This is a genomic window from Amphibacillus indicireducens, from assembly GCF_039539605.1.
GTDB classification, from domain to species: domain Bacteria; phylum Bacillota; class Bacilli; order Bacillales; family Amphibacillaceae; genus Amphibacillus; species Amphibacillus indicireducens.
The window spans coordinates 1-24,225 of record NZ_BAABDL010000043.1; the positions used below are offsets into that span (position 1 = coordinate 1).

Genomic DNA, 24,225 nt, shown 5'->3' on the forward strand with positions numbered 1-24,225 from the left:
TGAAGCGAGATAAAATCCCAAGTAAATATTGTTTACTTGGGACGTGATTTAGTCGCGATAGCGACTTTGTTCTTACGTTATTTTTAGACAAAAAAGTGAAAGGAGCTAGGTGATTACTTATTCAATTATAGGAGAAACGAAAGGAGATAATTATGGCTCGTAAAAGAAGAATTAATCGCATTACAGCACTATCTATGATTTTTGTTTTATTGTTAAGTATGATATCAAGCGCATTACCTTATTCAACAATTTCTGCAGAAACAAATGAGCAAGCGATTCCCGAAAATCATTTAAGAATTCATTTTGAAAATGGTGACTTGTCCCTAGATGATTTATATGTTTGGAAATGGGGGGATGTAGCAGAACCTTCAATGCCCTCTGATGAAGCACCTTGGCCAGAAGATGTGCCGTTTGTAAAAGAGCAAACAACTGACTTTGGCGGGTATGTTGATATTCTATTAAATGATAATCCGATTTTAGTCGAGTTTCAAATTGGTATTTCGGGAGAAGCACCACTTGGAGATTTAGAGGCAAACCTAGCTGATCTAGATACCTATGAAATTTGGGTGACGCGTGATGGTACGGTTTACTATGAAAAGCCGGCTGAAGGTGTAGATCCAGTTGTGCCGGTTGAACCAACACCAGATCGTACCCTGAAAGTTCATTACCAAAATAACGATTTAGATTTAGATGATCTACGTTTATGGTACTGGGGTGACATAGCAGCAGAACCATCAGGAGAATGGCCAAATGGTGAACCATTCACCGACAGCCAAACGACAGATTATGGTGGCTATGTTGAGATTGTATCAGGTGTAACAGAAAGCGAAGAAGAAATTCCTGAAGGTTATTTCCGACTTCACTTCGAAGATATAGAAACAAGTTTATTTGAACAATTAAATGTAAGTAGTCTTGATGAACTTGGTCTATGGTTATGGGATGTCGCTGAAGATTCTGTTGGCTGGCCAAATGGAGCAATGAATTTTTCTAATGCAGTAAAAACTGACTATGGTCATTATATGGAAATTGAGTTGAGTGGACCAGGTGAAAGCTTTGGCTTCTTAATCAATACAACTCAAGGAGCACAAACTGACGACTTTTATATTGAATTGCTTAGTCAAGAGATGAATGAAGCATGGATTACAGTTGATCATGAGATTTATTCGTATCAACCACTTGATATTGAAGATTCAATCCGTGTTAATTATATCCGTGAAGACGGTAATTATAATGGTTGGGGCTTATGGACATGGGGCGATGTTGCAGAAGCAACTAGTGATTGGCCAAATGGTCATCCATTTGAAGAGGGGGGATACGGAAGCTTTTATGATCTAGCTCTTGCTGAAAATGCTGGAGAAATTGGCTTTTTATTAGTAAATAGAGATACAGGAGAGCAAACGGAAAATATGTCGTTTGCTGAACTCGATCAGCACACTCAAATTTTTGTTCGTGAAGGCGATCCGAACGTATACACGAATCCTTACTTTGCAAGTGTAGAAGGATTACGCACTGCTGAAGTATTGACAGATTCAACAATTGAATTGGTCTTTAGTAGCGTCGAAGGTTTAACAGAACAAGATTTACTTGAAGGACTGGAAATTGTTAATGCCAATGGCGATGCAATTACAGATTTTGCGATTGAAATTAATTCTGAAACCGACACAGTCATTGTCACGGTTGAAGCTGGGGGCTTATTAGAAACAGCACCAATCGAAATTAAATACGATGGACGTGAGGCGACTGCACGAGTTGGTTGGCGTTTGATCGATGAAATGTATGCTTACGATGGTGATTTAGGCTTGAATTTACGTACTGACGGTTCGGCAGAGTTGAAATTATGGTCACCAAGTGCGGATGCGGTCAATGTCGTTTTATATGACAAGGACGATCAAGAACGGATTATTGATGACCAATTAGCGATGACGTTAGGTGAACGCGGTGTTTGGTCAATTGAATTAGATGAATCAAATACTGGCATTACTGATTTAACAGGCTATTACTATCACTTTGAAATTGAACGTGGCGGAGAAACTGTGCTCGCACTTGACCCATACGCTCGTTCAATGGCAGCCTGGGATAGTAGTAACCTAGATAATTATGTCGGAAAAGCTGCCATCGTTGACCCAAGCACAATTGGACCAGAGCTTGACTTTGCCGAGATCGATGGCTACGAAAAACGGGAAGACGCGATTATTTATGAAGTACACGTCCGCGACTTTACTTCCGACCCATCATTAGAAGGTGAATTAGATAGTCAGTTCGGAACCTTCAGTGCCTTTGCTGAAAAATTAGATTACATTGAATCGCTTGGGGTGACCCACATTCAATTGTTACCAGTTATGAGTTATTTCTTTGCAGATGAATTCAATAATGATCAACGATTGCTTGAATACTCATCAACAGATAATAATTATAACTGGGGTTATGATCCACATAGTTATTTCTCATTAACAGGGATGTATTCTGAGGATCCTGAAGACCCAGCGAAGCGAATTGAAGAATTTAAGCGTTTGATTGATGAGATACATGACCGAGGTATGGGTGTGATTTTAGACGTTGTTTACAACCATACGGCTAGAGTTCATATTTTTGAAGATTTAGAACCAAATTACTATCATTTCATGGATTCTGACGGTACACCACGAGAGAGCTTTGGTGGAGGTCGTTTAGGAACAACTCATGAAATGGCACGTCGTATTTTAGTCGATTCAATTACTTATTGGGTCGAAGAATACAAAGTTGATGGCTTCCGCTTTGATATGATGGGTGATCATGACGCAGAAACAATTCAAATCGCTTATGACGAGGCGGCAGCGATCAATCCAAATATCCTGATGATCGGTGAAGGTTGGGTTACTTATGTGGGGGATGAAAATTATCCAAATGTCCAACCAGCAGACCAACATTGGATGCAATACACACAAGCTGTCGGTTCATTCTCAGATGAGTTCCGAAATGAATTGAAATCAGGCTTTGGTCATGAAGGTGAACCACGTTTTATTACAGGTGGAGCACGTAATATCCAACAGATTTATGATAACTTAACGGCAAATCCACACAACTTTAAAGCAGATGATCCCGGTGATGTCGTACCTTATATTGCTGCACATGATAACTTGACGTTACATGATGTGATCGCACAGTCGATTAAAAAAGATCCAAAAGATCATGCTCAAGAGATTCACGAACGCATTCGACTTGGTAACTTAATGGTCCTAACAGCACAAGGCACACCATTTATTCATGCTGGACAAGAATTTGGTCGAACGAAGCAGTTCCGCCATGAAGATTATATTGGTGAAGTGCCTGCTGCACAAGCACCATATAAATCAACGTTTATGACTGATGAAAATGGCACGCCATTTGAGTACCCATACTTTATCCATGATTCATATGATTCGACGGATGCAGTCAATAAATTTGATTGGGCAATGGCGACAGACACAGAAGCTTATCCAATTAATACAACGACACAAAGCTATACAACAGGTTTAATCGCTTTACGTCGTTCAACAGATGCATTTAGCAGAGGTACAATGGAGGAAATCGATCAATTTGTTTCAATGATCGAAGCACCTGAAATTGGTACTGAAGACTTAGTGATTGGTTATCAAGCGATTGATAGCAATGGTGACATCTATGCTGTCTTCGTTAACGCAGACACTGTATCACGTCAATTGACTTTAGCAACTGACTATTCAGCGGGTGATATTATCGTTGATGGCCAAACTGCTGGAACTGAACCAATTAGTAACCCAACAGGTGTAACACTATCATCGGATTCAATTGAACTTGATCCGTTAACTGCAACAGTGATTCGCTTAACAGCTGATAGTGTTGAAGAAGTACCAGAAGAGAAAGACATAATAGAAATTAAACCAAACGAGCCAACACAAATTGCACCTGAGCAAACGATTAAAATTTCAGATGATAATGGTAAAGTTGCTCAAATTGAAACACCTAAATCACTACCTGAAGGAACAATAATTGAAGTTGACTTTTTAGATGAGAGTGAGATGGAAGGAGCAACATCAGCGACAGGTAAATCAATAGCGAAAGCTGGTCAAGTTGTTTCGGTTAATATTGAGTACCCAGAAGGCTATCAAGTAATTGAAGGTGAGTTTTTCACATTAACACTTTCATATGATTCTGACTCTGACTGGGTAGCAATCTTCTATAAAGGAAACAATGCAGATAGTTGGGAACGTTTAGGTGGCAAAATGGATCGTTCAACCGAGACGATTACGATCGAAATCCCTCACTTCTCAACATATGGTGTTTTCGAAGATGCGCTAGAAGATGTTATTGCTGATCTTGAAGCAGATATTAAAGATCTTAACGACAAGATCGCAAATCTTGAAGGTAATAATACTGATTTAAAACAAGAATTGTCTGATTTAAAAGCTAAGGTTACTGAAATTGAAACAGAAAATCAAGAACTCTTAGCAATGATTGCTCAGATTTTAGCCGAAATTGAAAGATTAGAAGCTCAATTAGCTGAGCAAGAAATAACAACCCCTGAAGATGTACCTGGCCAAGACCAGACGGATGAAGGTTCTGAGGGTGATCAACCTGAAGAATCAGAAGGTACTGAAGGTTCAGAAGATGAAACTTCGGTTGATTCAACAGAGTCTAAAGGAGATGCACTACCAAAAACAGCAACAGCATTATTTAATTATTTATTAATTGGAACTTTGATGCTGATTGCAGGTGCTGGACTAGCACTCTACACACGTAGACGCCGTCACAAAGTATAATAATTTATCTGATTAGACCACCTTACTCGACTTAGAGTAGGGTGGTTTTTCCTGTTCGCAAAACGATTAAATTTAATATTAGTAGAGAAACTTCACAAACTATATATGTTTACATGAATACTAAGGTAGAAATCACAAAATACTTGCACAAGTTTTCTGGATATGATATTCTATTGAACGTGTATGCAATCGCTTGCCTATTAGTTGCACAACCAAATGTAAACTGTAATTTTTAAAACATATATAAAGAGTGAAGGGTGAACATAATGAATACTAAAAAATGGTGGAAAGAAGCCGTAGCCTATCAAATATATCCGCGCAGCTTTAAAGACTCCAATGGCGATGGAATCGGTGATATCCAAGGAATGATCGAAAAATTAGATTACCTAAAAGATTTAGGAATCGATGTGATTTGGGTGAGTCCAATTTACGAATCACCAAATGATGACAATGGTTACGACATTAGTGACTATAAAGCAATTCTTGATGATTTTGGTACAATGGAAGATTTTGATCTATTATTAGCTGAAACACATAAGCGTGGCATGAAGTTAATTATGGATCTAGTTATCAACCACACGTCTGATGAACACGAATGGTTTATCGAATCACGCTCATCGAAAGACAACCCATACCGTGATTACTACATTTGGCGACCAGCTAAAGATGGCAAAGAGCCAAATAACTGGGAGTCAATTTTTAACGGATCTGCATGGGAATATGACGAAAAAACAGATGAATATTACTTACATGTTTTCTCGAAAAAACAACCTGACCTAAACTGGGAAAATCCAGAGGTAAGAGAAAGCTTATATGACATGGTTAACTGGTGGCTAGACAAAGGAATTGACGGCTTCCGAGTTGATGCGATTTCACATATTAAAAAAGTTGAAGGCTTACCTGATATGAAAAACCCTGATAACAAACAGTATGTTGAAGCATGGGAAGGTCATATGAACCGCCCTGGAATTGAAAAATTTCTGACTGAGTTTAGGGAGCGTACATTGCGTAATTATGACATTATGACGGTTGGTGAAGCTAACGGTGTTAGTTTAGATGATGCAGAAAACTGGGTTGGCGAAGAGAACGGTTATTTCAATATGATCTTTCAATTTGAGCATATCGGTCTTTGGAACACGAGCTTAGAAGGCGGACTTGATTTAGCATCATTTAAGCGGAGTTTAACGAGATGGCAAAAAGGTTTAGAAGGAAGAGGCTGGAATGCACTTTTCTTTGAAAATCATGACCAACCGCGTTCAGTTTCTGCATGGGGTAATGATACGAATTTAAGAAAAACATCAGCAAAAGCATTAGCAACCTTATACTTCTTTATGCAAGGAACACCATTTATTTATCAAGGTCAAGAAATTGGGATGACGAACGTTCAATTTGACTCAATTGATGATTACGATGATGTCAGCATGAAAAACTACTACCGAATTGAACGAAGTGAAGGCAAGTCACACGAAGAAATTATGCAAGTGATCTGGAAAAACGGGCGTGACAACTCTCGTACGCCAATGCAGTGGACAAGTGAACCACAAGCAGGCTTCACTAAAGGTACACCATGGATGAAAGTTAACCCGAACTATCCAGATATTAATGTTGAGCAGAACTTAAATGATCCAGATTCAATCTACCATTACTACCGGAAGATGATTGAATTACGCAAGTCAACAGACGCATTAATTTATGGAACGTATGATTTAATCGCTGAAGATCATGAGCAAATTTATGCATATACGAGAACATTAAACGGTGAGCGGTATGCGGTCATTGTCAACATGTTTGACGAAGAAGCAAGCTTAGATTTATCGAATGATTTGTCATTTGCAGAATTAAAAATGGCTAACTACCTGATCGTAGATGAATTGAACGCAAACCTCATTTTACGACCATATGAAGCAAGAGTTTATCAACTGAAATAATTGTTAGGTGTTAGTGATTTCATTCGCTAACACCTTTTTATTAGTTTAGGAAATTATAAAATCCGTTCGTTTTGGATAACTTTGTGTTTCTCAAATGTCTAAGGACCTTTATGAGTAATGTCTAACAATTTGTCGCTTTTCATTGTATATCAAAGGTATTTTAAGTGAGATACCTGATGATAAGCTCCTATTCGTTAGACATCGGCTTGATTCAGAGGTTTATCTCTGACGATTAGCCCTTATTCGTGAGAAATCACACCGAAGCAGAGGACGATCCCTGACGATTAGCCCTTATTCGTGAGAAATCATACCGAGGCAGAAGACGATCTCTGACGATTAGCCCTTATTCGTGAGAAATCACACCGAAGCAGAGGACGATCCCTGACGATTAGCCCTTATTCGTGAGAAATCATACCGAGGCAGAAGACGATCTCTGACGATTAACTCCTATTCGTTAGAGATCGTTACGATTTTGAGGGGATCTCTGATGATTGGTGCTTATTCGTTACCCCTCTAACGATTTTCCAGCGATACAGGATACGATTAGCTCTATTTGTTACACCTACCGCGATTTTTTTATTAGCATCATTTACAGAAAATTCTTACAAATTATAATTGGAGCAAGACCAAGAAAACTGCTATAATAGTGGTTGGGCAGTTTTTTGAAAGCAGGTGAATACAATTCAAACAGAAAAATTACTCGTAATTGACGGCTTTAATTTACTCAGCCGTGGTTATTTTGCGACAGCATACAACAAAACAGAGGATCAATTACCGAAAAACTCGAAAGGGCTTTTCACGAATGGCTTACATGTTTTCTTACAAAAATTATTTAACTTAATTGAAGAGTATCAAACGACACATCTAGTTGTTGCCTGGGATGTGAAGCGGGAAGATACAGCAAGACGTCAAAAGTACGATTTTTATAAAGCGATCCGGAGTGAACTTGCTCCAGCGCTCATCCAACAACATGAAACATTAAAAACTGTGCTCGACCAAATGGGAATTAAGCAATACACGATGGCACCGCATGAAGCGGATGATATTATCGGTTCGATTACAAACATGTGGTCAACTAACATGCAGACAGATTGCTTGATTTATAGTAATGATAAAGATTTCTACCAACTTTTAAATCAGCATACATCCCAAGTTTTCAACCAGAAAAGGGTGGAAACTTTTTATACGATAAATGATTTTAGAACTGAATTTGGCATTGAACCAAGTCAATGGATTGATGTGAAAGCATTGTTAGGTGACTCAAGTGATAATGTGCCAGGGGTTGCAGGTGTTGGGGCAAAATCAGCACTACCACTAATTCAAATGTATCAATCGGTTGAAAATATTTATCAGCTCCTGCCAGATCTTGACCCGAAATTCAAACGTAATATTAAGAAGTTAATTGAGGGAAAGGAAATGGCAGAAGTGAGTAAAGAATTAGTTACGATCAATCAAGATCTTGATTACTTTAAAACGATTGACTCAGCTGAGTTTATTTTTCAACCCAATTTTGCGAAGATCATGAACGTACTTGATCAAATTGAAGTGCGAATTCGACTACGTACGTATTAAAATATTGTAAAAGGAGAAATTAAAGCAGATGGGGACAGTATTGCAATACTTTATTATTAGTTTACTAGCAAGCATCATCGGAGCAATTGCCGGTATTGGTGGGGGAGTCTTTATCAAACCAATCCTTGACTTTCTCGGTGATTATCCACTCGCGACAATCGGCATCCTCTCATCAACGACTGTCTTGACGATGTCGGTTGTCTCGCTTTGGACGAGGCGTCGAGATAGTCTTTAAGCTATCCCTAGCAGGTCTTGTGCTATTGAATTTATATAACTTGTATTTGTATTTATAGTTTACTCTACGAAGGATATTCAGGTGATAAGCCACTTGAATATCCTATTTTCATATCTACTAAATAAATTAAATTATTTAATAAAGATATAGTTTCTTAGGATAAAAATTTTAAGAGTTATAGTTTGTAAGGTATCTTCTAAGTCTAATACGGTTACATAGAATGTAAGCGTTTTATATAATGGAGGAGTATAACCAATATCATTCGGAAGGAGGCACAAGTAGAATCGCAATTTGTTCTGCAATTTTTTCAAACGTTAGACCGTAAGACTAATTAAAATTATTAGAATTTTATTAATCTTTAAGGAGGAATGTTGAAAGATGGTAAAGATGCTTAAAAAGTATGAACGTTCGATCGCAATTCTATTAATTGCTTTCTTAGCAATACCACTGAATCTCTTCACATCGCTTGCGACAGTGTTGGCGGAAGATGGGGGAGATTCAGTTGGAGAGAATGTAGTAATACATCATGATTTTGAATCAGATGATACACATGGATGGGCTCCGTTAGGATGGGGAGATGGAGCTAAAATTGTAATTACAGATGAAGAGGCGGCTCACGGTGAACAATCATTAAAATTCTATGATCGAGAAGGTGTTAATTCAAGTTTATCCTTGAATTTAATTGATAAATTAGAAAAAGGTCAAACATATGATATCAGTTTCGATGTTAAGATGAGTGAGGGTACAAGTACTCTTCGATTAGCATCAGTATATAAATATCCAAATACGTCAAATGAGACTCCTTGGTTAATTGGAAATAAAGATGTTGGACCAGATGAATGGGTATCATTTGAACTATCTGATTTTGAGTATCACGAAGAAACATCTGAGTTTATTGTTTATATTGAGACAGATGATAGTGGAAGTGATGCAGATTTTTATTTAGATAACTTTAAAGTAATCCAGCATGAAGATATTGAAGTTCCAGAAGAGCCATTTGAACCGGTTGAGGTTTTAAGTTTTGATTTTGAGGCTGATTCTACAGAAGGTTGGTTTAATTTAAATTGGGATGGTATGGGGCCAGCTGAAATTAAAACTACAGATGAAGCATTTAGTACTGGTGAACAATCACTAGGATATTTAAATCGTCCATCAGATTTAGAATCACGACTTTCTTATAATCTAGGAGAAGATTTAACGCCTGGTGAAATTTACACCATTAGTTTTGATGTTAAGTTAAAAGAGGGTAATGATAATTTCGTATTTGCGGCAAAATACACTAGCCCGGCTCAAAGCAATGAATATCCATGGCTTAGTGGTGAGATTGCTGTAGGGTCAGATGATTGGACGTCATATACTCTTGAGAACTTTGAATATTATCACAATTCAACAGAATTAATTGTATTCTTGCAGACGCAAAGTACAAAAAATGATTTTTATCTAGATAATTTTAAAGTTATGCATGTAGGTAGCTTAGAAGAACCAGAGGAAGAGGATTTAGAGGAAATTCCTGAGGATGAAAGAGTTGCAATTTTTACAGATTTTGAAGATGGAACATCACAAGGATGGGTAGCGCGTAACGATAATGAGGAATTAACTGTGGCTGATATTGGTGCTAACGATAGTTCTCATAGCTTATTAGTTGAGAATCGTCAAAGTTCATCAGATGCAGCGATAATTGAATTCCTTGATAAGATGCATCCTGGATATGAATATGAATTTAGTTTATGGGTGAGATTAGCAGAAGGAGAAGAAGATACACAATTACAGTTATCAGCTGCTGAAACGGTTAATGGTGAAACATCTTATTATCCACCAGTTATCGATCAAGTTACGATTACTGCTGATGAATGGGTATACCTTGAAGGTGTATATGCAGTACCTAGAGCAATTGAAGCTTTAGCGTTTTATGTTGAAGAACCATATGATGCAGATTCAACATCTGGTGTTTCTTATTATATTGATGATTTCAGAGCAGAAGTTTTTATACCTGATTATCCTGTACAAACGGATCTAACACCATTAAAAGATATTTATGAGGATATGTTCCTTATTGGTAATGCTGTGGAACCTGTTCATTTTAATGGTAGAACTTTAGAGTTGTTAAGACACCATCATAATTTGGTAACTGCTGAAAATATTATGAAGCCAGAAAACTATTATAGTGGTGGAGAATTTACACATTCTCGTCAAGATCGATGGTTACAGAATGCTGTGGACAACGATCTATTAATTCATGGTCACGTGTTACTATGGCATTCACAATCAGAAGAGTCACTTTATCGGAATCCAGATGGCTCTTATAAAACACGAGCAGAAGCATTAGCAAATATGCATGAGCATATTGAGAATGTTATGAGAACAGCTGATGAGGCTGCTGGAGATAATATCATCAGTTGGGATGTAGTCAATGAGGCACTAGCTGGTAATTGGAGTAATCCAGAAGATTGGAAGGCTCAATTACGTTCCACTCCTGATGTAGGTTGGCTCCATTCAGTTGGTGATGACTATATCTATGAGGCCTTCAAACATGCACGTAAAGTTGCTGATGAGTTAGGCCGTCATGATATGGTTCTATACTATAATGACTATAATGATCATGTTCAAGGAAAAGCTAGAACAATGTATCATATGATTAAGGATATTAATGAGCAGTATGCTGAAGACTTCCCTGAAGATTCACGTAAATTAATATCAGGTGTTGGTATGCAAGCTCACTACACGACGACGGTAAATGTTGCAAATGTCAGAGAATCCATTGAAAGATTTATTGATTTAGGGATAGAAATTGGTGTGACAGAGCTTGATGTTGGTGCCTCTGAAGGGACGACATTAACTGATAGAGAAAATAGAGAACAAGCATACTTCTATGCTCAACTATTTGATCTATATAGAGAGCACTCAGACCATATTTCTCGAGTCACTTTCTGGGGCTTAAGTGATGGAAATAGTTGGAGAAGTGCAACTAACCCATTATTATTTGACCGTAATTTGCAAGCGAAGACAGCTTATTTTGCTGTAGCTGATCCTGAAACTTATCTTGCTGAAAATGAAGACCCTGGTCAAGTAGTTGCAAGACAAGGAAATGCAGCATTTGGAACACCAGTAATTGATGGTGAAATCGACGATATTTGGAATGAAGCACCAGTACTTCCGATTAATCGATTCCAGACGGCTCACAATGGTGCTACAGGAGAAGCAAGAGTATTATGGGATAATGAAAATATTTATGTACTAGTTGAAGTTAACGATAATGAACTTGACAAATCTAACTCACAAGCTCATGAACAAGATTCAGTCGAAGTATTTATTGATGAACAGAATACGAAGTCAGCATCTTATGGTGAAGGACATGGTCAATATCGTGTAAACTTCGATAATGAACAATCATTCAATGGTGTTACAGGTGAAGGTTTTGAATCAAGAACAGTAGTTAATGGAACGAATTATCTAGTAGAAATGAAGATACCGTTTACTACGACTACCTTAGAAGCTGGAGAAAAAATCGGCTTTGATGTCCAAATTAATGATGCTGTAAATGGGAACCGTAACAGTGTTGCCATTTGGAGTGACGTTAACTCTGGTATGGGATGGTCAGATCCATCTGTATTTGGTGAAATAATGTTGTTAGCTGATGTTCCAGAAAATGAAGTTATTATCGAAGAAGGTTCACAAGTTGAAATTCAACCTGAACAGAAAGTGATTGTAAAATCAGGTGATAAAGAGGTCTCAATTAAAGCTCCTGCTAATTTACCAGCAGGTACAGAAATTAAAGTAAACTTTGTCGATCCAACTACAATTGTTGATCCTAAATCTGATAGTGGAGTGGAACTTGAGATTGCTGGTGCGATTGTTACTGTTGAGTTAATATTCCCTGAAGGATTTGAAGATTTCGAAGGTGAGTTTGAATTGACACTAACTTATAACACCGATTATCAGTGGGTTTCAGCATTCTACTATAATGAAGATGAAGGTGTTTGGGAGCGTCGTACAGGTGGGATCATTGACCGCGATAAAGGTGAGGTTCGATTAACTGTAAGTGGCTTCTCAACATATGGTGTTTTTGAAGTTGGAGCTGAAGAAGTAATTGAAGATCTTGAAGAAGTGATTCAAGATTTAACTAACCGTGTTAATGAATTAGATGAAAATGTTGCTGGTCTTGAAGAGTTAATCGCAGAATTAAGAGCGGAATTAGAAGGCTTACGCACTTCTGATCAAACTCTAAGAGATCTCATTGCTGATCTACTTGCTAGATTAGAAGCACTTGAAGAACGTGTTGCTGAATTAGAAGGTGAAGATGGCTCAACTGGTGGTACGGACGGTGATGATACTGGGGATACAACGCCAGGTACAGGTGATGAAACTGACGAAGAACCAGTCCTAGTTGGTGATTCTGAGGATGAATCTGACGATGAGTCGGAAGCAACAACTGAAGATTCAAATGGTGATAAGTTACCATCAACTGCAACTTCACTATTCAATTACATGTTAATTGGTGTGTTAGTGTTACTTGCGGGTGCGGGATTAGCGTTATATAGTTATAAACGCAAAAGAGCGTAAGTGTTAAAATTCAATCACCCTACTCAATCTGAGTGGGGTGAGTTTTTTTATGAAAGCAATTGGGTTTAGTTTTTGGGATAAGATATATACGTCGGTTGTTTACTTACATATGGTGATTCTATAAAATTATTAGTAGAAGCGGTAGTTCATATTTTTTTCGCTTGTGAAAATGAAAGGGGTTACATTGGATCGAGAAGGGGGATTTTTGTGATGAGAAAGTTAACACGTTTAGTTGTCTTGATGTTAGTTGCAGTTTTAATTTTTCCGTCAAAATTAGTGACACCGTTATTGGTGGTTGATGCTGAAAGTGAGACGACAATTTTTCATGAGACGTTTGACAGTGAAGAAATGGTCTTTCTTCAGTCGGGAGGAGCGTCGCTTAGTTATCTGTCGGGTCTTGATTTTACTGAGAATGGGCATGGGTTGTATGTGGATCGGCGGATGAATGACTATGATGCGGCTGATTTGGCGTTTGCTCAGTTGGGGCTTGAGGATCGACATACATATTCGGTAACTGTTGCAGGTTATGTCGATGTTGATGAGGATGTGCCTGCTGGGGCGGAGATTGTTTTGTCGTTGGTTGATAGTTATACGTGGATTAACAACTTGGAAATCAATGCAGGTGAGCAGTTTGAGTTAACGGCTGAATTTACGGTTGATCTTTTAATGGATGAGAAAATTCGAATTCAGTCGAATGAAAATGGAAAAAATGTGTCTTTTTATGTGACTGAGGTTGTGATTGAAGAGGTGGGGGCGCCTGCAGCTGAGGCGAGTGTTGAGGAAGAGCGCAAACCGGCAAAGCAATTGGAAACGATTACGTTTGAAGATGGTGAATTGCATGGTTTTGAAGCGCGTGGTGGTAATGAATTGTTGACAGTGACGGATGAGGCGAACTATACGCCGGGTGGTTCGTCTGCTTTGAAGGTTGAAAGTCGTCAGCAGGATTGGAATGGGCCCTCACTTCGGATTGAGCAGTTTATTGATAAGGGGAGCGAATATCATCTATCTGTTTGGGTAAAATTGATTGACCCGGGTAGTGCGGAGATCACGTTGTCGTCGCAGATAGGTAGTGGGGACTTTGGTGCATCTTATAATAATATTCAAACCAAAACAGTTTCTGTTGATGATAATTGGATTAAGCTTGAGGGAACGTATCGCTATTCAAGTGTTGGTGATGAGTATGTGACGCTTTATATTGAGAGTTCGAGCCCGAATGCATCATTTTATATTGATGATGTTAGTTTGATTAAAACGAATACTGATTTGCTAGAAATTCAAAGAAATCTGACGTCAATCAGTGAGGTTTACAAAGATTATTTCATGATTGGTAATGCCGTATCGACGTCAGATTTTGCTGGTGATCGTTTGACATTACTGAAGGGTCATCACAACTTAGTGACGGCAGAAAATGCGATGAAACCGGACTCTGCTTATAATAATCGTCATTTTGATTTTAATGCGGAGGATATGTTTGTTCAAATGGCGTTAGATGAGGGGCTTGCGGTCCACGGTCATGTTCTGGTCTGGCACCAACAATCACCTGAATGGCTCTGGGCAGATGATGCAGGTGAGTCGTTAGCGCGAGAAGATGCGCTGGTAAACTTGCGGACGCATATTGAGACAACGGTCGCACATTTTGGTGATAGTGTGATTTCGTGGGATGTTGTTAATGAGGCGATGAACGATAACCCACCGAATCCAGAAGATTGGCAGGGCTCATTACGGCAATCTGGTTGGCTTCAGGCGATTGGACCCGATTATATTGAAGAATCGTTTCGAATTGCTAAAGATGTAATCGATCAAAATGGTTGGGATATTAAGCTTTACTATAATGATTACAACGATGATAATCAGCAAAAAGCCGAAGCCATTTATCAAATGGTGAAAGAGATTAATGAAAATTATGCTGCCGAAAATGATGGGGAACTTTTAATTGATGGGATCGGGATGCAAGGACACTATAACATCAATACAAACCCAGAGAACGTCAGACTTTCTCTTGAAAAATTCGCCTCCTTGGGTGTTGAGGTTGGTGTGACGGAGCTTGATGTCACTTCCGGTAGTGACGGAGAGCAGACTGAGGAAGAATTGAATCAGCAAGCTTATTTATATGCACGTCTATTCCAAATTTATCGGGATAATCATGAGCATATTTCCCGCATTACATTTTGGGGTTTAGATGATGGATCAAGCTGGCGTTCGGATCAAAGTCCACTGCTGTTTGATCGAAATATGCAGGCGAAACCAGCGTATTATGCTGTCATTAATCCGGACGAGTTTTTAGCCGATTTTGAAGTCATTGAGGCGGATGCACGACTTGGAAAAGCGGCTTATGGCACACCTGAAATTGATGGTAAGATTGATGATATTTGGGGTGAAGCACCTGTTTTACCAATTGATCGCTATCAAGGCGCCTGGCATGGTGCCAGTGGTGAAGCGCGTGTGCTTTGGGATGAGGAAAACTTATACGTTTTAGTTGAAGTCAATGATTCTGAACTCGATAAAACGGCAGAGGATGATGATCAACATGATTCTGTCGAAGTGTTTATCGAAGAAAGTAAACAGAAATCAACCTTCTATCAAGACGGTGATGGTCAATATCGAGTCAACTTTGATAATGAAGCGTCATTCAGTCCAGAAGGGATAAGTGAAGGTTTTGAATCAGCAACAACAATCGATGGGACAAACTATCTTGTTGAAATGAAGATTCCATTTACAACAATTACACCAGAAGCGAACTCAGAAATTGGCTTTGACATTCAGATTAATGATGCCGTCAACGGCTCAAGAGAAAGTGTCGCGATTTGGAATGATTTAAGCGGGATGGGCTTCCAAGATCCATCTGTTTTCGGAAACTTAACGCTTGCAACATCAGTTGACCAAAGTGAATTAACACCGATTGAAACAGGTTCAAGCGGTTCAACAACTTTAATTGTTTCGTTAATTATTGCTGCGATTGTTATAACGGCAGGCGGCTTAACACTTTACCATAAAAAACGCCGAAATCAATAAGATTATCAAAATCACCTTGCTCTTGAGTGAGGTGATTTTGATATCGAAAAGCTAATTTAGATAAAAAGATGCTGTTTACTGTGGTAAGATACAGTTAAGTGCTTTTATTGAATTGATGATGGGGTGGGTCTAATGTCAGAAAAATTGACAAATTATCAAACGAATAATGATGAGCTGAATCATATTATTGAAAAAGGTAAAGATTTTTTTATTAAAGAGATTATACCAAGTCATTTAGCTAACACAAAGAAGCTTGTAAAACTAAAGGAATTTAATCTAAATCCGTTCTTAGATAAATATAAGGCGAATTTTTTAACAGGTAATATTGAGCCTCTCAGTATCGCAAAAGCATTAGTATATCCAAGAGTTTTAGGAACTTCGATTAATACGACTTTTGGAAACAAATTGCAACGATTTTGCAGTGAAGTGCTAGAAGGTTATGCTTCAACAACAAGTGGGATTGATATTGAATACATTGATAAATTGGATGGTCATAAAAAGTATTGTCAGATTAAAGCAGGGCCAAATACAATCAATAAAGATGATGTGACGACAATTAAAAACCATTTCCACGGTGTGAGACAATTGGCTCGAACGAATGGAATCAGAATTGGGTTTGATGATTTAGTTGTTGGGGTTTTATATGGTACGAAAGAACAGTTAAGTGGTCATTATAAAGCGATTGATAAAGAGTTTCCTGTTCATGTTGGTGAGGAATTTTGGTATCGATTGACAGGTGAGATTGATTTTTATGACCGATTAACAGATGCAATCAGTGAGGTTGCTGTTGAATATGATGGATCAAAAATTATAAATGAAGTGATTGAAACATTAGCTCAAGAAATTGCTGAAACGAGTGGCTTTGAATATTGAATTTTCCTGTAAAATGATCTTAGAAATCCCCTTAATCTTTAAGACTTAGATTAAGGGGACTATTAATTAGAAGAGTTTATTTAAGACGTGAATGATTGATTTTCCGATCGCATTTGCCATATTGACAGGAACGGCATTACCTATTTGTTTGTAAGCATTATTTACGGAACAGTCAAAAATCCATTCATCAGGAAAACTTTGAATTCTAGCATACTCTCTAACAGTAAATGGTCTTGTTTCATCTGGATGGCAACGTTCGGTTTGCTTTTGGGCAGGGGAACAAGTTAGTGTTAGTGACGGCTCATCCCAAGATAAGCGTCTCGCCATTCCAGTTCTTCCACCGCCTGAGTAATAGCTTTTACCCATATATTCTTTTGCTATATCTTCAGGTAGATCCCTCCAATAACCTCCTGGTGGAACGAGCTCTAATACTTGTTTCTTTGAATCAGGATATTTAGAGCCAGGAGATTCAGGAACATCTTTTAATATGTCTTTTAGGACGAGCTCATAGCCATATGGCTTTGGGAACAAATAATCAATCTCTTGATTTTGATAGACAATATCATTACGGACACCGATGATAACAATTCGTTCTCGCTTTTGTGCAACATCGTAATCTAGTGCTCTTAGAACTTTCCACTTTACTTTGTATCCAATATTCTCAAAAACATCTAGCATAGTTTTTAAAGTTTTGCCTTGATCGTGATTAACAAGACCTTTAACATTTTCCGCTAAGAACATTTTTGGTTTTAGTTGTTCTAAGATTTTGGCATAATGGTAAAATAGTGTTCCTCTTGCATCTTGAAGGCCTCTTTTTTTACCTGCATAACTAAATGCTTGACATGGATAGCCACCAGATAATAAATCGAGTTCACCGACTTCAGGAAGATCTAGATAATTTTCGAGTCCTTTTTCAGTAATTACTTCAATATCTTCGTGGATAACTTTCCAATTTGGTCGATTTGTTCTTAATGTTTGACAAGCAAATTTATCAAATTCAATTAAACCAATTGTCTCAAAGCCTGCTTCTTCTAATCCAAGTGCTAAACCACCTGCACCAGCAAACAGTTCTAATACTGTGTACTTTTGTTTTGGCTTAACATGACGAATCTCGATAAATTGATCGTTAGATTGGGCTGCTTCCTCAGATCTTGGTTCATTTGTTGACTCTTGTAAGTTTAAATCAAAAGAAAGTTGTTCGGTTATATCTTCTAATCTCACATTTAATGTTTCACAGAGCTTCATTGCATTTGATTTAATTGGATTATAATTTGGAGATAGGATTGTTGATAATTGACTTTTACTAATTCCAAGCTGTTCTGCTAGTTCTTTTTGAGTTTTAATTCCATGATCTTTCATGTAACTATGTACTTTTTCTTTACTGATAATATACGACAATGAAAACCCCTCCCAAAAGTTTAAATATTTTATAAACTTTAATAAGGGTTATTTTAATGATTGAGTCGTCAAAAGTCAAATGAAAAAATTGTCGAGTAACTAAGATAATTCATTCAAATCATCTAGCTAAATCCAAAGATCCGACTGATTTTGCTGCTGAAAAACCAATGGAAATAGCGAATTAGACTTGCTTTTGAGTGTTTTGCTAAGGTGCGTCAGGATTGAGTGTGCGTTATTGTTAAGTCACCGCGGAATAAAGAGTCAGGTGCCTGATCTTAGGAGCAGTTGGATGATCGATAATTTTGAGCTTTTGTTAAAAGAGTATGAGCCGATGATTTATCATTTGTTGAATAAGTATCATGTTAGGGATCCCGAGTATGAATACTATCAGGAGCTAGCAATTGCGCTTTGGCAAGCGTCCAGGGATTATCGACCGGGAGAGATGAAGTTTTCAACATATGCGTATTCGAAGATGAACTATCGTTTGATCGATTTGTTTAGAAAAAATAATCGTGTTCGTGAATTGAAGGAGCTATTGATTCGAGAGCGACGGGATCAGCTTGTTTTTACGGAATCAAGTTATGAGCAGGATCCAGTTTTTCTGCAACAAATTAAGAGCTGTCTAACTGATCGGGAGTGGCTCTGGTTTGAGGGGCAAATTTTACAGGGGAAAAGATTGGTTGAAATTGCTGAAGAATATGGTTTGAAGGCAAATGCAGTAAGACATTGGAAGCGTCGAGCTGTTGTGAAAATTCGCAAGTTACTAGATTGTTAACTGTAAAAGGGTAATTCCTCCTTTTTTGTCTTGAATCAGATAAAATCACTAATAATGTCTCAAAGAGTAAGAATTTTTGAATAGGAAGGATTTTGTAAGCGTTATATAATAAAGATAGTGAAGGAGGAATGCAAATTGACTTTTGAATATCATGTAGCAAAAAATGGATCTGATTTAGGGAAAGGGACAAAACAAGATCCTTTTCTAACAATTAATAAGGCTGCTTCGGTTGCTGTTGCAGGTGACACAGTGATTGTTCACGAAGGTGAGTATCGTGAGTGGGTGAATCCACAACATCCGGGCTTAAGTGAATGGCGTAGAATAACGTATCAGAGTGCTGAGGGTGAAAAGGTTGTGATCAAGGGATCAGAGCAAATTGACACTTGGGAACAGCTAGATGGCACTGTATGGAAAGTTGTCATCCCTAATGAATTTTTCGGGAGTTACAACCCGTATAAGGAAGAAATCTTTGGTGACTGGATTGTCGATAATAAAAACCGTCATTTAGGTGAGGTTTATCTGAATGGGAAGTCATTCTATGAAGTACCGACATTAGATGAAGTTAAAAATCCAGTAAAACAAACAGAAGTGGTCGACCACTGGACAAGAAAAACAGTTCCAATGCATGATCCAGAGCAAACCGTTTATACGTGGTATACAGAAGTAGATCTGGAGAATACAACGATTTATGCGAACTTCCATGAGTATAATCCGAATGAAGAATTGACAGAAATTAATGTTCGTAAAACAGTTTTCTTCCCTGAAAAAACAGGTATGGACTATATTACGGTTAGAGGTTTTGAAATGGCACATGCAGCTACGCCATGGACGCCACCAACAGCTGATCAACCGGGCTTAATTGGTCCACACTGGAGTAAGGGGTGGATTATTGAGGATAATATTGTCCATGATGCTAAGACAAGTGGGATTAGTTTAGGTAAAGAAATCTCAACTGGAGATAACCACTTCTCTAAGCGTAAGGATAAGCCAGGTTATCACTATCAGATCGAAACAATTTTTGCAGCTCATAAGCAGGGTTGGAGCAAAGAATTAGTTGGTTCACATATTGTCCGAAATAATGTGATTTATGATTGTGGTCAAAACGGGGTTGTTGGACACTTAGGTTGTATTTTTAGTGAAATTTACAATAACCATATTTATAATATTGCGATGAAGCGTCAATTCTGGGGACATGAAATTGGTGGAATTAAGTTACATGCGCCGATTGACACGCATATTCACAACAACCGTATTCATGATACATCACTTGGTATTTGGTTAGACTGGCAATTACAAGGTACGCGAGTTAGCCATAACATTTTCTACCGAAATAACCGTGACTTGTTTGTCGAAGTGACGAGTGGTCCTTTCATGATTGATCATAATATCTTGACGGCTGATTATGCGTTAGATAACCATGCTCAAGGTGGGGCTTATATTAATAATATTGTCCGTGGAAATATGGTTCACCGTAAGATGCTTGATCGCTCGACACCATATCATGAGCCACATAGCACAGATATTAAGGGAACGGCGCCTGTTTATGGTGGAGATGATCGTTGGTATAACAATATCTTTGTTGGTGCTGAGGGACTTGATGAAGTCGGAACCGCACACTATAAAGGCTATACAACGTCATTAGAAGAGTATATTTCTAAGATTTATGATACGACGGGTGCTGATCACAGTGCATTTAACGTTGTTGAGCAGCCTGTTTACATTAATGATAATGCGTACTTGAATGGTGCGACGGCGTTTGAGCGTGAGGAAACAAATCTTGTTTCAGATTTTGATCCTGAATTCCAACTTGTCGAAGAAGGCAATGAAGTTTATCTGGAGTTAACGCTTCCAGAAAACTTTGAGGACTTCAAAGGTGATGTTCACTCAACGAGTACGCTAAATCGTGTCCGTTTAACAGATGTTGAATTTGAAAAGCCACATGGTGGTGAGTTAGTGCTTGATACTGACTTACTTGGCGAAGTTAAAGAAGGTAAGACTGTCTTAGGTCCACTTTCAAATCTTAAAGCAGGTAAGAACCGGATTAAAGTCTGGGGTTAATTAGATTTTAAAAAGAGGGGAACTGATCCCTCTTTTTTTGTTGAGTATAATGTTTTCTTATTACATTTAGTCTGATCTATTTTTTGAAAAAGATAAATTTAAACAAAAAAAGACTGAAAAAACCCCGAATAAACTAGCTTTATTATGGAAAATAAGTTAAAATAAGAGTAAGAAGATCATGCTTAGAAATGCAAAAAATCCTAAACGGAGGTTGTTGTGATGATCATAATCGTGATATTTTTAGCTGCTACTTTATTTTGGTTTGCGTTCAAGTTTAACACTCGTTCAATTAATCAATTTAGTTCTTTGTTAGCGAAGGGAGCAAATCGCACAGTTAGTCCGGAACCCAATTACATTCAATGTTCAAGTTGCAACAATGTTGTTAAGAGGTGTAGTACGGCGACTTACTGTGCTATTTGTCGGTTGTATTTGTAATTAGTGGAGGCTTTTATAATGAAGAATGATAAGTTTGACTGGCGTATTGCGCATGGGTCAATGATCGGTTTTTATATTTTGGGTATCATTGCTTTTTCTTTGATTGGTGATTTGAGTGAGTTGATCAATCAAATTATATTTGGTGTTTTCGTACTTGTGATCATTCGAGAGATTTGGCCGTTTATTGATCGTTATCGCCGAGAGAAGCAAAAATAACTGGACTTTCCAAGATAATTGGGAAGTCTTTTTAATTGTTTCTGTGATTTTGGTACTTAAGTAAAGGCTAAGTTACTACCAGATAATGTGATATAATTAGTTTGTAATGACGTCTGTTATTTTTAGATAGGGGTGCTGTGAATGTTTGGTGAAGATCGACCTTATGATGAAATTATTTATGAAAATTCGGAAAGCTATAAGCGAAATCTATGGCAAACAAGTTTTGGTTTACAGAAAGTTGATGGACTAAAACCGTCAGAATACCTTGTCGGATTATCAGAAGAAGAAATTAAAGGAAATAAGACATATGGTGATATTCACCAGGATTTAGATGCATATTACTCATCGTCTAGTGCAAATAAAGAAACTGAAGAGGCTGATAGAGTTTCTGTCAGTATTGCGGAATGGTTATCCCAACCTAGACCTTTCCAATTAAGTACAAGAAGATTAAAACAAATTCATCTACATTTATTTTCAGGTATTAACCGCTTTAAATATCCTATCGGAAAATTTAGAACGGTCAATATTTCAAAAGATGAACCGACCGAATAAAATGAACTAGCTAATGCTAAAAACTAATAAACAGATAGGTTGCTAAAGACTTTTATCATTCAAACGATAAGAGTCTTATTTTGTTTGTTATTGACAATGATAGCTGTCATCTGTTATTCTATTTATGACAAACAAAGTTGTCAATATGACTAATTAATTTGTCGGAGGAGAATGATGATATGCCACTTTATAATCAATTAAAAGTGTATCGAGCAAAATTGGGGCTTAATCAAGCGGAGATGGGTAAGCGTGTCGGTGTTTCGAGGCAGACAATTAGCCTAATCGAGCGGGGCGATTATTCGCCATCTGTCACGTTGGCGCTGAAAATCGCCAAGGAGTGCGGTGTCACTGTAGAGGAAATTTTTAGCTATGAGGAGGATGGAAATGAGTAAAGAAAAAAGTGATGGGGTGAAGTTGTTAAAGCAAGTATTCACAGGTATGGTGATTGGATTTGGACTAACGATTGTATTTTACTTTATAAACAAATTTACGATAAATTTTGATATTGTAGTAGAATATAGCCTGTTTATTCAGATTGCAGTTATCTTGTTATTCTTCATACCATCGTATTTTTGGATTCAAAAAGCAAAACAACATTTTAGTCAGATTGATGAAATGATAGATGCGGATGATGATCTACATCGAGAGAAAGCAAAGCAGATGCTATTTCGAGCGATGCTATTCAATCGTTTATTCATTATATTAAGTTTTATTGGTGTAGGGTTTGCCTTTGATTTTGATAATCCATATATCCTAATATCGATACTGGCTTTCCTTGTTATAATTTTCCCAGGTGCAATGAATGAAGTTAAAATCTTTCGCATGATTCAAGCAAATGATCCAATGAAGAAGGGTGATCCTACTTCTTTGAAATTTAATAAGGATTATTTTCGAGTTTGGATGAAGGGGAAAAAACTCAAGTATATCAAATAGCTTATCATACCTATATTTTTATGGAATATGCTTTAATGGGGCTACTTACTCTGGCAATAGGCGCGAAAATATACCTTGATGTAGGTAACGGTCCAATTATAATTATCGGTTTAATTTGGCTCCTTCAATCGTCTGTGTATTTTTATCATTCGAAGAAATTTAGTAAATCTGAAACAATTCTATAAGTTAATCGCTTGATTCAAAGCCAAATTAATATGGTAAAATAGAAGTTAAGTTCAAAACTAAACTTCTTCGTGAATAAGCTCTGACAAATCACACGAAATTGTGTTTTGTTAGGGCTTATTTGTTGTAACAGATCGTGATGTGATTATATGTATGGTGTTGTTTCGTTCAGGAGTGAAACAAGTAGGATCTAATCGTGCCCTCAGTCGTGAAAAAATCGCTAATGAGGTAACGAATAGGTGCTAATCGTGCCCTCAGTCGTGAAAAAATCGCTAATGAGGTAACGAATAGGTGCTAATCATGCCCTCGGTCGTGAAAAAAATGCTAATGAGGTAACGAATAGGCGCTAATCGTGCCCTCTGTCTCGCAAAAATCGTTAATGAGGTAACGAATAAGAACTAATCGTCGGAGATCGTCCTCTACCTAGGTGTGATTTCTAATGAATAAGGGTTAATCGTCGGAGATCGCCCTCTAGCTAGGTGTGATTTCTAACGAATAAGAGCTAATCGTCAGAGATCGTCCTCTACCCAGGTGTGATTTCTAATGAATAAGGGTTAATCGTCGGAGATCGCCCTCTAGCTAGGTGTGATTTCTAACGAATAAGAGCTAATCGTCAGAGATCGTCCTCTACCCAGGTGTGATTTCTAACGAATAAGAGCTAATCGTCGGAGATCGCCCTCTAGCTAGGTGTGATTTCTAACGAATAAGTACTAATCGTCAGAGATCGTCCTCTACCTA

13 protein-coding genes and 1 pseudogene are annotated in these 24,225 nt (G+C 37.8%); 13 read left to right on the plus strand and 1 reads right to left on the minus strand.

What is annotated here, in order from left to right; all coding sequences use genetic code 11:
* Positions 1-152 precede the first annotated feature (152 nt).
* The 7 genes from ABD814_RS03955 to ABD814_RS03985 all read left to right on the plus strand — a co-directional run bounded on the left by ABD814_RS03955 (position 153) and on the right by ABD814_RS03985 (position 16,937).
* Complete coding sequence (locus tag ABD814_RS03955; protein WP_344910552.1) at positions 153-4,757, plus strand: pullulanase; 4,605 nt, start codon at positions 153-155, stop codon at positions 4,755-4,757.
* Between the two features lie 266 nt (positions 4,758-5,023).
* Positions 5,024-6,685: a glycoside hydrolase family 13 protein gene (locus tag ABD814_RS03960; protein WP_344910554.1), complete on the plus strand. Its 1,662-nt coding sequence runs from the start codon at positions 5,024-5,026 to the stop codon at positions 6,683-6,685.
* A 672-nt stretch (positions 6,686-7,357) separates the two neighbouring features.
* Positions 7,358-8,257, plus strand: coding sequence for a 5'-3' exonuclease (locus ABD814_RS03965; RefSeq protein WP_344910555.1), 900 nt, complete (start codon positions 7,358-7,360; stop codon positions 8,255-8,257).
* A gap of 28 nt (positions 8,258-8,285) precedes the next feature.
* On the plus strand, positions 8,286-8,492 hold the full coding sequence (locus ABD814_RS03970; RefSeq protein ID WP_344910557.1) for a hypothetical protein: 207 nt from the start codon (positions 8,286-8,288) through the stop codon (positions 8,490-8,492).
* Between the two features lie 378 nt (positions 8,493-8,870).
* The gene (locus ABD814_RS03975; protein ID WP_344910559.1) at positions 8,871-13,052 is read left to right on the plus strand and encodes an endo-1,4-beta-xylanase; all 4,182 of its coding nucleotides are present in this window, start codon (positions 8,871-8,873) and stop codon (positions 13,050-13,052) included.
* Positions 13,053-13,262: 210 nt separating this feature from the next.
* Positions 13,263-16,064: an endo-1,4-beta-xylanase gene (locus ABD814_RS03980; protein WP_344910561.1), complete on the plus strand. Its 2,802-nt coding sequence runs from the start codon at positions 13,263-13,265 to the stop codon at positions 16,062-16,064.
* Positions 16,065-16,196: 132 nt separating this feature from the next.
* Positions 16,197-16,937 (plus strand): PmeII family type II restriction endonuclease, encoded by a 741-nt coding sequence (locus ABD814_RS03985; RefSeq protein WP_344910563.1) that lies wholly within the window; start codon positions 16,197-16,199, stop codon positions 16,935-16,937.
* A 66-nt stretch (positions 16,938-17,003) separates the two neighbouring features.
* On the opposite strand, the gene ABD814_RS03990 is transcribed toward ABD814_RS03985, so the two are convergent.
* Positions 17,004-18,335 carry a DNA cytosine methyltransferase gene (locus tag ABD814_RS03990; protein ID WP_344910565.1) on the minus strand — a complete coding sequence of 444 codons (1,332 nt, stop codon included), beginning with the start codon at positions 18,333-18,335 and terminating at the stop codon, positions 17,004-17,006.
* Between the two features lie 289 nt (positions 18,336-18,624).
* Between ABD814_RS03990 and ABD814_RS03995 the strand changes: the two genes are divergently transcribed.
* From ABD814_RS03995 to ABD814_RS04020, 6 genes and pseudogenes are all read left to right on the plus strand, one after another.
* Positions 18,625-19,110: a sigma-70 family RNA polymerase sigma factor gene (locus tag ABD814_RS03995; RefSeq protein ID WP_344910566.1), complete on the plus strand. Its 486-nt coding sequence runs from the start codon at positions 18,625-18,627 to the stop codon at positions 19,108-19,110.
* A gap of 135 nt (positions 19,111-19,245) precedes the next feature.
* Positions 19,246-21,168, plus strand: a complete 1,923-nt coding sequence (locus tag ABD814_RS04000) for a right-handed parallel beta-helix repeat-containing protein (RefSeq protein ID WP_344910568.1) — start codon at positions 19,246-19,248, stop codon at positions 21,166-21,168.
* Positions 21,169-21,621: 453 nt separating this feature from the next.
* Positions 21,622-21,819: a hypothetical protein gene (locus ABD814_RS04005; RefSeq protein WP_344910569.1), complete on the plus strand. Its 198-nt coding sequence runs from the start codon at positions 21,622-21,624 to the stop codon at positions 21,817-21,819.
* A 141-nt stretch (positions 21,820-21,960) separates the two neighbouring features.
* Positions 21,961-22,371, plus strand: a complete 411-nt coding sequence (locus tag ABD814_RS04010; RefSeq protein ID WP_344910571.1) for a hypothetical protein — start codon at positions 21,961-21,963, stop codon at positions 22,369-22,371.
* A 179-nt stretch (positions 22,372-22,550) separates the two neighbouring features.
* The gene (locus ABD814_RS04015; protein ID WP_344910573.1) at positions 22,551-22,763 is read left to right on the plus strand and encodes a helix-turn-helix transcriptional regulator; all 213 of its coding nucleotides are present in this window, start codon (positions 22,551-22,553) and stop codon (positions 22,761-22,763) included.
* Positions 22,764-22,809: 46 nt separating this feature from the next.
* A pseudogene (locus tag ABD814_RS04020) lies at positions 22,810-23,489 on the plus strand (DUF3169 family protein).
* Positions 23,490-24,225: the final 736 nt, after the last annotated feature.

Bases quoted from the DNA above. Each gene is read 5' to 3' on its own strand.
- ABD814_RS03955 (WP_344910552.1), top strand. From the start codon at position 153: ATGGCTCGTAAAAGAAGAATTAATCGCATTACAGCACTATCTATGATT.
- ABD814_RS03970 (WP_344910557.1), top strand. From the start codon at position 8,286: ATGGGGACAGTATTGCAATACTTTATTATTAGTTTACTAGCAAGCATC.
- ABD814_RS03985 (WP_344910563.1), top strand. From the start codon at position 16,197: ATGTCAGAAAAATTGACAAATTATCAAACGAATAATGATGAGCTGAAT.
- ABD814_RS03960 (WP_344910554.1), top strand. From the start codon at position 5,024: ATGAATACTAAAAAATGGTGGAAAGAAGCCGTAGCCTATCAAATATAT.
- ABD814_RS04005 (WP_344910569.1), top strand. From the start codon at position 21,622: ATGAAGAATGATAAGTTTGACTGGCGTATTGCGCATGGGTCAATGATC.
- ABD814_RS03975 (WP_344910559.1), top strand. From the start codon at position 8,871: ATGGTAAAGATGCTTAAAAAGTATGAACGTTCGATCGCAATTCTATTA.
- ABD814_RS04015 (WP_344910573.1), top strand. From the start codon at position 22,551: ATGCCACTTTATAATCAATTAAAAGTGTATCGAGCAAAATTGGGGCTT.
- ABD814_RS03980 (WP_344910561.1), top strand. From the start codon at position 13,263: ATGAGAAAGTTAACACGTTTAGTTGTCTTGATGTTAGTTGCAGTTTTA.
- ABD814_RS04010 (WP_344910571.1), top strand. From the start codon at position 21,961: ATGTTTGGTGAAGATCGACCTTATGATGAAATTATTTATGAAAATTCG.
- ABD814_RS03995 (WP_344910566.1), top strand. From the start codon at position 18,625: ATGATCGATAATTTTGAGCTTTTGTTAAAAGAGTATGAGCCGATGATT.